The 13,875-nt window shown below is 44.2% G+C and carries 14 protein-coding genes and 1 pseudogene; 7 read left to right on the top strand and 8 right to left on the bottom strand.

Annotated features, from left to right (window positions below; all coding sequences use genetic code 11):
* Positions 1-12 precede the first annotated feature (12 nt).
* Complete coding sequence (locus tag M5J74_RS06555) at positions 13-936, bottom strand: LysR family transcriptional regulator (protein WP_015153335.1); 924 nt, start codon at positions 934-936, stop codon at positions 13-15.
* Between the two features lie 187 nt (positions 937-1,123).
* Between M5J74_RS06555 and M5J74_RS06560 the strand changes: the two genes are divergently transcribed.
* The 3 genes from M5J74_RS06560 to M5J74_RS06570 all read left to right on the top strand — a co-directional run bounded on the left by M5J74_RS06560 (position 1,124) and on the right by M5J74_RS06570 (position 2,140).
* Positions 1,124-1,411: a hypothetical protein gene (locus M5J74_RS06560; protein ID WP_250016052.1), complete on the top strand. Its 288-nt coding sequence runs from the start codon at positions 1,124-1,126 to the stop codon at positions 1,409-1,411.
* A gap of 36 nt (positions 1,412-1,447) precedes the next feature.
* Positions 1,448-1,615: a hypothetical protein gene (locus tag M5J74_RS06565; protein ID WP_015153337.1), complete on the top strand. Its 168-nt coding sequence runs from the start codon at positions 1,448-1,450 to the stop codon at positions 1,613-1,615.
* A 252-nt stretch (positions 1,616-1,867) separates the two neighbouring features.
* On the top strand, positions 1,868-2,140 hold the full coding sequence (locus tag M5J74_RS06570) for a hypothetical protein (RefSeq protein WP_015153338.1): 273 nt from the start codon (positions 1,868-1,870) through the stop codon (positions 2,138-2,140).
* A 2-nt stretch (positions 2,141-2,142) separates the two neighbouring features.
* Here the strand turns inward: M5J74_RS06570 and M5J74_RS06575 are convergent, their stop codons facing one another.
* Entirely contained in the window at positions 2,143-2,805 is a 663-nt protein-coding gene (locus M5J74_RS06575; protein ID WP_106167159.1) for a class I SAM-dependent methyltransferase, read from the bottom strand.
* Positions 2,806-3,010: 205 nt separating this feature from the next.
* Here M5J74_RS06575 and M5J74_RS06580 point away from each other — a divergent pair, with 205 nt between their 5' ends.
* Together M5J74_RS06580 and M5J74_RS06585 are read left to right on the top strand one after the other, a co-directional pair.
* Entirely contained in the window at positions 3,011-3,343 is a 333-nt protein-coding gene (locus tag M5J74_RS06580; protein WP_241994199.1) for a hypothetical protein, read from the top strand.
* Between the two features lie 212 nt (positions 3,344-3,555).
* Positions 3,556-4,182 carry a cyclopropane-fatty-acyl-phospholipid synthase family protein gene (locus tag M5J74_RS06585; RefSeq protein WP_015153341.1) on the top strand — a complete coding sequence of 209 codons (627 nt, stop codon included), beginning with the start codon at positions 3,556-3,558 and terminating at the stop codon, positions 4,180-4,182.
* A gap of 121 nt (positions 4,183-4,303) precedes the next feature.
* Here M5J74_RS06585 and M5J74_RS06590 read toward each other — a convergent pair whose 3' ends face one another.
* The 5 genes from M5J74_RS06590 to M5J74_RS06610 all read right to left on the bottom strand — a co-directional run bounded on the left by M5J74_RS06590 (position 4,304) and on the right by M5J74_RS06610 (position 9,743).
* A complete protein-coding gene (locus M5J74_RS06590) occupies positions 4,304-4,888 on the bottom strand; it encodes a GNAT family N-acetyltransferase (protein WP_250016054.1) in 585 nt (194 codons plus the stop codon).
* Between the two features lie 8 nt (positions 4,889-4,896).
* Positions 4,897-5,775, bottom strand: a complete 879-nt coding sequence (locus tag M5J74_RS06595) for an SMP-30/gluconolactonase/LRE family protein (RefSeq protein ID WP_250016056.1) — start codon at positions 5,773-5,775, stop codon at positions 4,897-4,899.
* A gap of 116 nt (positions 5,776-5,891) precedes the next feature.
* On the bottom strand, positions 5,892-6,938 hold the full coding sequence (locus tag M5J74_RS06600; protein WP_106216232.1) for an adenosine deaminase: 1,047 nt from the start codon (positions 6,936-6,938) through the stop codon (positions 5,892-5,894).
* Positions 6,939-7,111: 173 nt separating this feature from the next.
* Positions 7,112-7,540 carry a response regulator gene (locus M5J74_RS06605; RefSeq protein WP_015153345.1) on the bottom strand — a complete coding sequence of 143 codons (429 nt, stop codon included), beginning with the start codon at positions 7,538-7,540 and terminating at the stop codon, positions 7,112-7,114.
* Positions 7,541-7,622: 82 nt separating this feature from the next.
* Positions 7,623-9,743 (bottom strand): hybrid sensor histidine kinase/response regulator, encoded by a 2,121-nt coding sequence (locus M5J74_RS06610; RefSeq protein WP_015153346.1) that lies wholly within the window; start codon positions 9,741-9,743, stop codon positions 7,623-7,625.
* A 427-nt stretch (positions 9,744-10,170) separates the two neighbouring features.
* Here M5J74_RS06610 and M5J74_RS06615 point away from each other — a divergent pair, with 427 nt between their 5' ends.
* Together M5J74_RS06615 and M5J74_RS06620 are read left to right on the top strand one after the other, a co-directional pair.
* Positions 10,171-11,079 (top strand): RibD family protein, encoded by a 909-nt coding sequence (locus M5J74_RS06615; RefSeq protein ID WP_015153347.1) that lies wholly within the window; start codon positions 10,171-10,173, stop codon positions 11,077-11,079.
* Between the two features lie 256 nt (positions 11,080-11,335).
* Positions 11,336-12,528 (top strand): annotated as a pseudogene (locus tag M5J74_RS06620) (GNAT family N-acetyltransferase).
* A 91-nt stretch (positions 12,529-12,619) separates the two neighbouring features.
* Here the strand turns inward: M5J74_RS06620 and glf are convergent.
* A complete protein-coding gene (gene glf / locus M5J74_RS06625; RefSeq protein ID WP_250016058.1) occupies positions 12,620-13,759 on the bottom strand; it encodes a UDP-galactopyranose mutase in 1,140 nt (379 codons plus the stop codon).
* Positions 13,760-13,875: the final 116 nt, after the last annotated feature.

Raw genomic sequence — 13,875 nt, forward strand, 5'->3', positions numbered from 1 at the left:
TGATAACTGACCTCACGATGCAAATTTAACCGCAGGTGATTTAACACCCCGCAACACGTCTAAAAAAGTAAATACCGCCGGAGTTAGCAGCGTATTTGCTAGCACAGCTACTCCAATGATTCTTTCTAATGGTACTGGCAAACTACACGCATGTACGGCTGATGGGATTGGTTCTGCTGCTAGCCGTGGCATAATTGTTGCGCCTAAACCTTGTAATACCATGCTGACAACAGTAGAGTCTTCGTTAACTTGGTAAGCAACCTGATGATCGATCCGAATACTTGCGCTTAGCAGGTGGTTGCGAAGCGTGGTAAAACACGCATTATTGGTACTAGGAACGATTAAAGGATAAGCAAATAATTCTTCCCAAGTACACTGATTCTGCCGCAAATTAGCAGATGGTGGTAGTAGAGCAACATATTCATCCCGCAAAATTTCCCAAGTCTCAAATTCCGCACTGGTAGGGAGGTGGGTAAAGCCTACATCAGCTTGACCTTCCCGCAAAGCTTTTTCTACGTCCAAGTGGTCGAAATGTTCTAAGATGTCGATCGCAATTCCTGGACTACGACGGCGAAATTGGGCGATCGCAGACGGTAAGATATGGGTAGCTGCACTCCGTATACAAGCAACTCTGACAGTGCCACTCTGCAAGCTTTTTTCTGATTTGGCTGCTGCAACCATCTCTTCCAATAGCTGCAAGATTTTTTCAGCATAACCGATGACCTGTTCTCCTACAGGTGTGGGAGATGCGCCTTGCCGACCGCGAGAGAATAATAAGATGCCTAATTCATCTTCTAATGATGCGATCGCGTGGCTGACTGCTGATTGAGACAAATCCAAGCGTAAAGCCGCTTCACTAAAATTACCGTATTCGGCTACTGCCAATAATGCTCGCAGTTGGGAGAGTTTGATCTGACTATTGCTAAGCTCTAGCATGGCTTCAACGATAAATGATGAATGAATTTGGCTCAATGCCACCCATTCATAACTTACCTTATTTTCGAGCTATCGATTTTATTCATACAACTATGCATAGATTGCTTTGTCATCAGAATTAGTAGTTGTTAGATTAGATTTGTGCCGCAAAACAAAGACTTATTTTTACTTTCAATTACCTCGAACTATGAAAGCTAATTGCGATTACTTAATTTCCCGTGGAAATGAAACAACTGACCGTAAATCTCAAACTAAATTTATTGTGGCAAAGCCAAACGACTATGCCAAGGTTTCCAAATTTTTTCAGCACTTATTTGCTTGGTTATTTCAAAGCAACGAACTACAAGTAAAGCAACGCCGCGATCGCCAAGGCAATACATGGTGGCAAGCATTCGATCCAAATACAAATGAGTCAACAAGCTTTGGCACTGAAGCAGAAATGCGTTCTTGGATCGAGCAAAGATATTACCGCTAATTTTGTCAAAAACTGTAATTAATTTAGGAGACGAATATGAGAGATACTTCTTATCAACACACCGATCGCGCACCTGTTAGTCACAGACAGCAAGCCTACAACTTTGCTAAAAAAAGCTATCGTTCCGTGCGGCATCTAATTGTCGAATTCTGGAAATTCAGCAACTATTATGCAGAATATAAAGCCAGAATGAGAGGGCAATAAAAGCGCGATCGCACGAAAAATAGATTTCATAACCCCCTCTTTATGCTTTTTTAAAGAGGGTTATCAATTTTTACCTTCTTACCAAAGAAACAGAAATAAAAAAGCTTAAATTTAACTCTTGAAGAATGATAAAGCCCGAATGCATGAGGAATTGCCTCAACTAAAATCATTGGGTAATTTCCGTACTACAACAGCATCTTATAGATTACACTTAAGAACAGACCTAACGAAGTTGGTAACTTATCTGTATCTATGGTACTTAACACCCCTAAGTTTCAGCAGGCGATCGAAACGGTAGAAGCTTTATCAATCGACGAGCAAGCAGTGTTGCTAGAAATTCTACACAAAAGACTTTTACAACAACAGCATGAGCAACTGTTGCAGGAAGCCATAGCAGCAGAACAAGATGACGCTCAGGGGAATGTAAAGAGTGATTCAGCCGGAGATTTTTTAGCAGAAGTAGACAATTTTTTACTGAGAATTGCACCTAGAAGTAAATTTAGAAAGGCTGAATCTACTTTCTGAATCTATCGCTTTAATGCTAAAGTCAATCCATCAGCAATTGGTACTAAACTTAAGGCTATTCTTTCATCATGATGTAATTTCTCATTGAGCGCTCGAATTGCTTGAGTACTTCGATTTTGAACTTGAAAATTAGCCACATCTCCACCCCAGAGAACATTATCAATTGCAATTAATCCACCAGGACGAACTAATTGAAGCGATCGCTGGTAATAGCAGTCATAATTTTCTTTATCTGCATCGATAAAAGCAAAATCAAAAGATTCTGATTGTCCCGATGCCAATAATCGATCTAGTGTTTCTATTGCTGGCGCTAAGTGCAAATCTATTTTGTTAGCGACTCCAGCCTGCTGCCAATAACGCCGCGCTATATTTGTGTATTCTTTACTCACATCGCAAGCAAATATCTTACCATGAGCAGGCAGCGCTAGAGCCACAGATAAAGAACTATAACCCGTAAATACCCCTATTTCTAAAGTTTTTGTTGCTCCTAACAATTGAACTAGTAAAGCCATAAATTGACCTTGTTCGGGAGCAATTTGCATCATTGCTGCGGGATGATTAGCTGTTTCTTGACGCAACTGAGATAAAATTTCTGGTTCCCGTAGAGAGACAGATAGAAAGTAATCGTAGAGGCGATCGTCTAAACCAAGGGATCTTTTTTGCATAATTGACTGCTCGATAGAGTCATTCACAGTTTATACTAACTCTAGAAAGTTTCATATATCTAGAGTTCATTTGAGTTGCTGTCTCTTGTCGCCCACGAATGCAAGTTCTATGTGCCGAAAATTACCGCTCGTTTTAATTGGAATCTTGCTAATATTTCTGACAGCATGTAGTAGCACTCCAATCGTAATCCCAAACGAGCGACTGGTGCAAAAAGCTTTAGCAGTTCAATTATCTCAAATACAACAACAAATCAGTCAGAAACTCCATCTATCTACACCACTTAAACTAGAAATCGATCGCCTGCGAATACAAGAACAGCAACAACTCAAAATTGGAAACTTACCAGCATATCGAATTATCGGAACTTACGATCGCACCTTACAAATTTCTCAACGACGGATAACGCAAGAAAATAATCCATTCGAGGTCTATTTACAACTTCAGAAAGAGGGGAAAACCTGGCGTTTAGCAATTCCTCAAACTACCGATGAAGATAAAATTCAATCCTGGCGTACTTATTTAATTGATGGGTGGTAGTTGGTAGTTGGTAATTGGTAATTGGTAATTGGTGAAAGGCGCTCTTGCGCTCTTGCGAGTGATACATTTTGAATGCGTGAATTCCGAATTCCGAATTCCGAATTCCGAATTCTCCTTACTCCCTGCTTCCTTAATTACGACTTACGACTTACAACTTACGACTTATAACATGGCATTATGTTATACGGAAACGGCTACAGGAAAGGAAAATAATGCGCCGACAACGCTTGTTCCTACTACCGATCGCCTGCATTGGTATAGTTGGCTTAGGAATAACTGGTTACAGTCTCACTACCCAAACTAACGCTCAAACTCAAACAATTGCCCAAGATACGCAAGCACCACTACGCGAACCAGATGTCGTCTACGTACCTACACCTCAAGAGACGGTAGACGAAATGCTCAAAGTTGCTAAAGTGACTAAAAATGATACGCTCTATGACCTTGGTAGTGGCGACGGACGCATCCCAATTACTGCTGTACAAAAATATCAAGTGAAAAAGGCAGTTGGGATAGACATCAACCCAGAACGGATTAAAGAAGCAAAGGAAAACGCTAAAAAAGCAGGCGTAACAGACCGCGTGACGTTTCTCAATCAAGACCTGTTTAAGAGCGACTTCAGCGATGCAACTGTCGTAACGCTTTATTTGTTGCCCGAACTTAATGTTAAGCTCAGACCGCAGCTATTTAAACAGCTCAAACCTGGGACTCGTATCGTGTCTCATGCGTTTGATATGGGCGATTGGAAGCCAGAAAAAACCTTGCAGACTCCTGGTGGTTCTACCATTTATTACTGGGTAATTCCTAAAGAGATTCCTAAGAATTTAGGTGACGGTTAAATTTAATGGCGTTACACGCTGCGAAAATTAGGATTTCGTAAAGTAGGGGCGCACAGCTGTGCGCCCCTACCTAATTTTGTACCCCTACCTAATTTTGCGCCCCTACCAATTTTGTGTATTCCTACCAATTTTTATGAGGATTTCTCAAACTATACTTCACCACCTCGCGCTCGATTTCTGGGTGAACGTACTTTAATTCAAACTTTAACCCTGCTTTTTCCATCACCCGACTAGAAGCTCGATTTTCTGCCAATGCAGAAGATACGATGCACTGAGTCCCTAATTCGGCAAAGCTTTTTGTGACGAGGGCGCGAGAACCTTCAGTGGCATATCCTTTACCCCAAGAAACTCGACGCAAACGATAACCTAATTCAATTTCATCAGCATGGAAGAATTTTGAACTAAGATTAAATTGACTATCTAATGCCGGTCGTAAATGAAACCAACCGATGAATTCTTGACTCGATTTTTCAATTGCTGCCCAAAATCCATAACCTGGATATTGTTGATAATAGTGCATCCATTTGGGTAAAACATTATTTTGATAGTCTTCAGAACTTTTCTCTAGAGGTTTTCCTTCTTTAATCATCCCTAAATCTACATAACGGATAACTTCAATGTCACTATCTAAAGCTAATAAATGTTGAGCATCATCCGGCGTAAATTGACGGAGAACTAGTCTATGAGTTTCCAAAAAAACTTTCATCAGAAATTTCACCATCGCTGCACTGCGCCTGCAACTAATAATTCTATTCTGTACAAGGCGTGTTCGCTCGTCATAAATAAAGTCTTACCGTCTTCCCCACCAAAGGCGAAATTAGAAATAGCGCTCGGGGTCAAAATTTTACCTAGTAGTAAACCTGTAGGAGAAAAAATGTGGACGCCATCGCCGCAACCTGCATAAATATTGCCATTAGTATCTACGTCAACCCCATCAGCTCCCCAATCATTATTATCAATTTGACAGAGTTTTTCTCCACTAGAAAGAGTTCCATCTGAGTTAACAGTAAATACCCAAATATAGCGATCGCCTGCTGCTGAGTTACCTACATATAGCTTGGTTTCATCTGGAGAAAAAGCAATGCCATTCGGCATACTCAAATCTTGAATAACTACAGTTATTTCTTGTGTTTTTGGAACGTAGCGAAATACGCCATTAAATTCTATCTCTTTAGTTCCATCACCCAAACCATAAGGTGGATCGGTAAACCAGATCGTCCCATCCGATTTAATTTCCAAGTCATTCGGTGAATTGAACCGCTGACCTTGAAAGCGATCGCATAAAATTGTCCGGCGATCGTCTTGATCTGTAATACTTATTGCCCGCGTTTCGTGTTCGCAAGTATAAAGATTACCCACAGAATCAAGCACATTGCCATTTGGCTGATAACTGGGTTTGCGGTAAGTGTGCAATCCTTGAGTTTTACTCCAAGATTTATGTTCGTTTGCCCCAGTATCGCTAAAAATAAGTTGCTGATGCTGCTTGTCCCAAACTGGTCCTTCACCAAAAAGCATTCCATCAGCAAGTTGGATCAATTCGATATTGGCTGCTAATATGCCTGAAATTCCAGTATTTTGGTTATTAGCGCTCATATTAGAGAGTAGTGAGTAGTAAGTAGAGAGTAGTGACTAGTGGCTAGACATAAAACTCCACCTACTTATCAACTACCATCTACCAACTACCAATTACCAATTACCATCTACCAATCTTAATCTTGCATTGCTAGCACCCCCGTTGGTAATGATGGCTTGAGTAATCCATTGAGTAAAGACGCTGGGCGATCGCCATAGGGCCAAGCAAAGGCATGGCGGAAGGCTGCATCTTGACAAGCTTGCAATTCGTCAAAGTCAATAATATCTAGCGTCAGCAGATTTTCATACTCAAATGGCAACCGGACGTTGTGCAATCCGGCGTTATCCGTGCAAATGGCAATATCTACCCCAGCATCCAAACAACGATCGAATACCAACTTCAACTGGCGCATGTCCTGTAGGGTTCCCGTCTTTAAATAAGTTGTGGGACAAACCTCTAAACATTGCTGCCTGCTGGCTAAATCTGGTAATAGTTCGGGATGCAGCAGGGGAATTTGGATACCGTGACCGATCCGCATCAGATAGGGCAACAGTTCGGGATAACAACCTGCGGGAGTTTCATATAAGTGTCCCGTGGTATTTAAACCAAGCGATCGCGCGTAGGCATACAATTGCACGAACTCTTCGAGGCGTTCTGCATAATGTCCATCGCCACCAGCGACATCCACAGCACAGACATATTCTCGTTTTTGGGCAGCCAAGTCCACAATTGCCCGATTTACCTCATAGGGTAGCCGCGAATGCATACACAAAATTTGGCTAGTGACAATCGGATATTCGGAAAGTTGGCTTGCTTTACCTACCACGTCAACAATCTCCGCCATCTGTTCGATCCGTTGGGATTGAGTTAAATGCTCTGACGTGCGTAAATATGGCGTGTAGCGAATTTCTAAGTACGCCAAATTTTCAAAAATATACGCCCCACGAATCAAGCGATAGACAAAGTAAGGCAAAGTCTCAATTGTTTGCACGCTCTCAACTAAAGTGTGCAATTCTAAATACTCGTCCAACGTGTTGCGGGGACGGGTATAGAAATCTTCAAACGCAGCATAGTCAGGAAACCGCTCGATTTTGTCGTCAGCGTGACGCTGGAAATAGCGCCAGAGAACGCGAGGCACGACCGAACCCCCCAAGTGGCGGTGCAATTCAGCGTATAGAGCCACAATACCTCTCTTAATTATTCTTAACAATATCTATGGTTATTATCAAAGATAGCAATTTTGTCCAGCAGTCGGAAGTTTGCTGGAATACTAGGAAGAAGTCGTAAGTCGCAATTACTAGCCACTGGTTCCACTAGCCACTAACCACTAGCCACTGATAGTTGACTGTGCAGGGTTTACGGCAGCCTCACGATGGTGAACCAAAAGTTTTCAATCGATTGCACGATTTTGACAAAGCGGTCAAAGTCAACTGGTTTGATAATGTAACAATTGGCGTTGAGATTGTAGGCGTTGAGTATATCTGTCTCAGCTTGAGAAGCTGTCAGTACGATAACAGGAATGCGCTTGAGGTTGGGGTCTGCTTTAATCTCTGCTAGCACTTCTCGCCCATCCTTTTTAGGCAGATTGAGATCGAGCAAGATTATATCTGGATGTTTTGTGTTAGCATACTTTCCCTCTTTTCGCAACAATGCTAACGCTTCTACACCGTCCTCAACTACGTGCAAGTTTACAGACATTTTGCTTTCTTCTAAAGCCAATTTAGTTAACTGCACGTCGCCAGAGTCATCTTCTACCAACAAAATCTCAATTGGTATAAATAGCACAGTAGAATTTACCAGAATTCACAAATTAATAACCAATAACTTTGTAGAGACGTTACATGTAACGTCTCTACAAAGTTATCGGTCAAAGACAAGTCACGCCACTACCGTTAATGTTTTCCTCAACTTTTATACTTTTGACGGAGCTAATGGAGTCTAGTCTTTTGGATTCTTCTATGATTCTCTCTCTCAAGTCATCCTCTAGTAAAGCTCTCTGTTCGTTTAAATCAAAATTGCTGTCGCTGGTGGAGTGCGATCGCTCTGATAGCTGCGTCTCCAAGCTGGGAGGAGACGGCAAAGGATCGACTAACGGTAAGCTGATTTCTACAGTAGTCCCTAGACCGATACCAGGACTACTGAGGGCAATGCGACCCCCCATTAATTCAATTAAATTGCGGGAAATTGCCAATCCTAAGCCAGTCCCGCCTAGCTTGCGGGTAGTAGTACCATCTACCATGGCGAAGGGACGAAAGAGCTTGTGTTGTTGAGCCGGATCGATTCCCAGTCCCGTATCCTCTACAGCCACAGTGACCCAAAATGTAGTACTGCCATCTTGTACGGGTTGGGCAGTAACTTCTATTTTGATACTGATGCTGCCGCGATCGGTGAACTTGACAGCATTACCTATAACATTGATCAGCACTTGCTTAAGTTTGGCAGCATCGGCATGAACTAGTAGCGGTTCTTGCCACTCTGTAGCGATCAATTGCAGCCCTTTTTGCTGAATTTGTACCTTTTGCAGGTCGATCGCTTCTCGTAATACTTGCCGTAAATCGAGCGCTTCCGTAACGACTGAGAGTTTACCAGCTTCAATTCTGGCAATATCGAGCAAGTCATTAATAATACCTAATAAGTGAATAGCTGCCTCATCAGCCCGTGCCAAAAACTCTAGTTCTTCGGTGCGATCGTCGCAGCAGCCGTCGCGGACGAGGCGAATACATCCGATGATGGCATTGAGAGGGGTGCGTAACTCGTGGGAGGTATTGGCTAAGAATTCACTTTTCATCTGGTTGGAAGTCTGGGCTTCTTGCCAAGCGGTTTCTAATTCTGCTGCCGAAGCATTTAGCCGTCCTAACATTTCTTCCAAGGCTTCTGCTAGCTGTTCTACCTCGCGGACTTTGAAATTGTGCGGGACTCTCTCGGCAGCGTGGTGGCTTTGGAGGTTGAGGGCGTAGTCCCGTAGTTTTTCTAAAGGTCTTGCTAAATCGCGGATGATATGTAGTGCGGCGATTAAGGTCGCTACTAACAAGCCGATGGTCAGTACGACAAGGATAACTTTAATTTCTTGCAGTCCGTACAAGGCATGATCCAGACGGGTAACGGCTAAAATCAGCCAGTATCCGTTGGCTCGATCGATCGGACTGGGAATGACGTTATAGCCCGCTAGCAAATCGGGACCGTTGCGGTCGAACGACAAGTGGATAAAATCTTGGCGCGTGCGTCCGGCGATCGCATTTTTGAGCAGATGTTGTAACTGTCCTGCATCTTGCTCTTGCGCGACGTTGCGTCCAATGCGGTTAGCCATTGGGTGAGCTAAGATCGTGCCGTTGCGATCGATTACGACGGTGGAGCCAGCCAGCAATCCTGGTCGATCTCGTTCTCTTTTGTGCAGTGCCGATAATACGTTGAGGCTGTAGGTCAATCGCCCGCTACTGTTGTACACGGGAGCCGATAAAACTAATTGTAGTTGTCCTAGAGAGCGTTGAGGATCTAGCGAGGCGGATAGCTGTAGCGATCGCCGCGCGTCAATTTCGACTAGTGGCTGAACGCGAATCAAAGGCGAGATTTTTTGATTTTGCTGCTGTTCCCAAGCGGGATCTGCTTTAGCAGAAGCAATTCGAGTATTACCACAAGTACTGGCTACCAAATTACCCGTGCCGATCTCAGTCACCTGCAAGCACTGAGTATTTGGCAGCGTTGACGCTAACTGTTGAAGAAACTCCCGAGCCTGTGCAGGCGAACCTGTTCGGATGACGGTGGTTTGACTTGCCAGCAGCAGGTTTGATTTCAGTGCCGCGATCGCGTTGCTGATATTTTCTCCCTTGTTCACCGCACTTTCAGTTAAATTCCAGCGCGCGGTTTCTAGCAAGCTAGAACGTGCTTTCCTGAAAGTCACCGCTTCCCCAATCAACAACACTGGTACGGTCAGCAGCAGTATTCTTGCAAGTAAGATACGGCGAAATGAGGATTGACTGGGCTTAGCCATGGAAGCTCCCTCAAAATAGATGCAAGACCCTCTAGTAATAGCTTGCTAGCAAACAGATTAGTTTTAGCATTTAAATACCATTAAACGCGATCGCTGCCAAGCAAATTCTGTTAAAATCTTTGTCTGATTTAACAAATCATACAAAACAAAGTTCGCGATTTACGGATGCCAAGCTCAATTGCGTTCTTGATGTTTTCGACATTTTCACAGCATATCTAAAAGCTCTAGCTGCTACCATATATGTTGTATAAAAAGATTCGTTGGTTAATCATAAGAAATGTTTTATCTTTAAACATTAACTCAAAATTAATTAAAGTGTGACTTTTTACGCTAAAACTTCCGGCAGATTTTGCCAGCGCAGAGACAGTGTTTTCTACTACTGTATGGTTGCCAACATGCTCGATCGTTTAAAACTAGGTAGCAGCTCGTGGATCGATCTCGAAGTCGTCCCCATACAACAGTTATCTTGGCAATGAGTGCCGATGGCAAGATTGCCGATGCGAGGCGATCGCCTGCTCGCTTTTCCTCCCAGCGCGATCGGTTCCATCTCGAACAACAAATAGCTGCTGCCGATGCCACACTATTCGGGGCTGGTACGCTTCGCGCTTACGGCACAACCTTAAGCGTAACTAGTGCTAAATTACTGCATCAAAGACTACAAAATCATCAAAAATCACAACCAATTCAGATCCTGGCTTCTGCTAGTGCCAAGATCGATCCTCAGTGGCGATTTTTTCGCCAACCCGTACCTCGTTGGTTGCTCACATCTGCGGCTGGGGCAAAGTCTTGGCAGGGGCGATCGGAATTTGAGAAAGTGATTGTGGGGGAGCAGGGAGTCGGAGACAAAATTCAAAATTCAAAATTCAAAATTCAAAATTGGGACAAGGAAGACAAGGGAGACGAGGGGGACAAGAGAGACAAGGGAGACAAGGGAGACAAGGGAGACAAGGGAGACAGGGAGGATAAGAAGGCTGACGAGACTGAGGGAGCAACTACCAATTACCGATTCCCGACTCCCGATTCCCGACTCCCGATTCCCGACTCCCGACTCCCAACAATCAACTGGACATTTGCTCTAGAACAGTTATTTTCTTTGGGAATCAAACGCTTAGCCGTTCTCGGTGGGGGTGAGTTGGTGGCAGCGATGCTAGCAGTCGATTTAATCGATGAGATGTGGTTGACTGTCTGTCCTTTACTTTTGGGGGGGACAAACGCCCCTAGCCCAGTGGCAGGGATGGGTTTCCCAGAAAATTTAGCGCCGCGACTGGAACTATTATCAGCTCAAGTTGAAGCACAAGAAGTATTTCTCCACTATCGCCTGCAACGATCGCAATAGTTAGATTAACTTAAGTAACAGTGGCTAGTTGTCAGTTATCAGTTATTAGTAAGAGCGTGAAGAGTGGTAGTTGGTAATTGGTTGTCATTCCCCCTTGTCTTCCTTGTCCCCCTTGTCCCCCTTGTCCCCCTTGTCCCCCTTGTCTTCCTTGTCCCCCTTGTCTTCCTTGTCCCCCTTGTCCCCTTGTCCCCCTTGTCCCCCTTGTCTTCCTTGTCCCCTTGTCCGCCTTGTCCCTCTACTCCCTACTCCCTAAATAATGGTGGAACAACTTAAACCGCAATATTCTGTTGCCTGGACGAACAAAATTGCTGAAATTCCTCAGTCGGCATGGGATGCTTTGGCATTACCTCTAGCAACTCCGTTTTTGGAGTGGGAGTGGTTGAATAATCTAGAAACTTCTGGTAGTGCTACGGCGAGGGCTGGATGGTTGCCGAATCACTTAACAATATGGCGCGATCGCACGCTGGTTGCAGCTGCCCCGATGTACCTGAAAGGTCACAGTCAAGGTGAGTTTGTCTTCGACCACCAATGGGCAGATCTGGCACAGAGGATCGGTGTAGAGTACTATCCAAAACTCTTAGGCATGACACCTTTTACCCCTGCTGAAGGCTATCGGTTTTTGGTTGCGCCAGGGGAAGATGAGGATGAAATGACGGCGTTGATGGTGAGTGCAATCGACCATTTCTGCGATCGCCACAATATTTCTGGGTGTCATTTTCTCTATGTCGATCCTGCATGGCGACCCACCCTCGAACGACACGGATTTACAACGTGGTTGCACCACAGTTATGTCTGGCAAAATCTCGGTTTTGCCACTTTTGATGATTATCTCGGAGTCTTCAACGCCAACCAACGCCGTAACATTAAGCGCGAACGCAAAGCCGTAGCAAATGCAGGCTTAGAGTTAGTGACTCATACGGGAGATGAGATCCATAAGTCTTTATTTCCGCAGATGTATCATTTTTATGCCGATACCTGTGATAAATTCGGCTGGTGGGGTAGCAAGTATTTGACCAAGAAGTTTTTCGAGCAGTTGCACGCCCATTATCGCCATCGCGTGTTGTTTGTGGCAGCTTACCATGCAGGAGATAAGGCAGGAGATAAGCGTCAACCGATGGGTATGTCATTTTGTTTAACGAAGGGCGATCGCCTCTACGGTCGTTATTGGGGCAGTTTTCAAGAAATTGATTGCTTGCACTTCGAGGCTTGCTACTACAAGCCGATTGAATGGGCGATCGCCAATGGTATTCAAACTTTCGATCCTGGCGCGGGGGAAGGCATAAAAAGCGGCGCGGTTTCCCTGCTACTGTCAATCACAGCTTACATCGGTTTTATCATCGACGGTTGGCGCAAATTCTAACTTCCTACATTCGTGAGGTCAATGAGTTAGAACGGCAAGAAATCGAGGTAATTAATGCTGAATTACCTTACAATCGGCGGGATACGTAGCAAGCGGTTGATAGAACCAGATTTTCGTTCTCGTCTAGTCACGAATAAATTTGTAGAGACGTTACATATAACGTCTCTACACTGACAACTGCTAACCTACCCGAACCAGCTTTTGGTCTAGTTCCGGCGATCGTCTATTCTCAGTTTCTCTCAGCTTTTTGTAGATTGTCAGAGCCTGAGCGACGACTTGATCCATGTTGTAATACTTGTAAGTCGCCAACCTGCCGACAAAATGCACCCCGGAAGTTGCGTCAGCTAGTGCCTGATATTTTTTGTAGAGTGCAGTATTTTCCGATCGCGGTACGGGATAATATGGATCGCCTTCGGCGCGTGGGTACTCGTAGACAATACTTGTTTTAGGATGCTCTTGTCCGGTTAAGTATTTGAATTCTGTAACTCTTGTATACAAGTGTTCGTTAGGATAGTTGACTACGGCAACTGGCTGATGCACGGGCATATTCACGGTTTCGTGCTGAAATTCCAAAGAGCGGTAAGGAAGCTTGCCGTAACGGTAATCGAAGAATAAATCGATTGGACCTGTATAAATCATCTCGCGATACGGTATCGTCCCCACAATTTCCCGATAATCAGTTTGGAGCATGATTTTGATATTCGGATGAGATAGCATATTCTCGAACATTCGAGTATAGCCATGCAGGGGCATTGCTTGATATGTATCCGTAAAATAGCGATTGTCGCGGTTCGTGCGGGTAGGTACGCGGGCAGTCACCGATCGATCGAGTTCGGATGGATCGATGTCCCATTGCTTGCGCGTGTAGTTGCGGAAGAATTTTTCGTAGAGTTCCCTGCCAACCTTATTCACCACTACATCTTCAGAAGTTAGGATACGCGCTTTAGGCTCAGCCACTGAAGCAAAAAACTCTTCTAGCTGGAATGAGGTTAAATGGAGTCCGTAAAGTCGGTTAATCGTGTCGAGATTGATGGGAATTGGCACGAGTTGTCCGTCAACACTGGCAAGAACGCGGTGTTCGTAAGAACGCCATTGAGTAAATTGCGAAAGATACTCGAAAACTTCGCGAGAGTTGGTGTGAAAAATATGGGGACCGTACCTGTGTATGAGGATACCTGCTTCGTTATAACAATCGTAAGCATTTCCACCGATGTGCGATCGCGTATCGATAATCAGAATTTTTTTTCCCAACTGACTTGCTAACCTTTCAGCCAGGACGCTGCCAGCAAATCCCGCTCCTACAATTAAGTAATCGAACATTCAAGCACTCCTTGTTTCGATTTTTTCGAGTCATCTACGAAAGCATGAATCGCTAAATAAAAGCTTGTTTAAGGAATCATTGTTCGAGTACTGAGTTTGATGCCCTATATATAACG

Source organism: Chroococcidiopsis sp. CCNUC1, from assembly GCF_023546805.1.
Classification (GTDB): Bacteria; Cyanobacteriota; Cyanobacteriia; order Cyanobacteriales; family Chroococcidiopsidaceae; genus Chroococcidiopsis; species Chroococcidiopsis thermalis.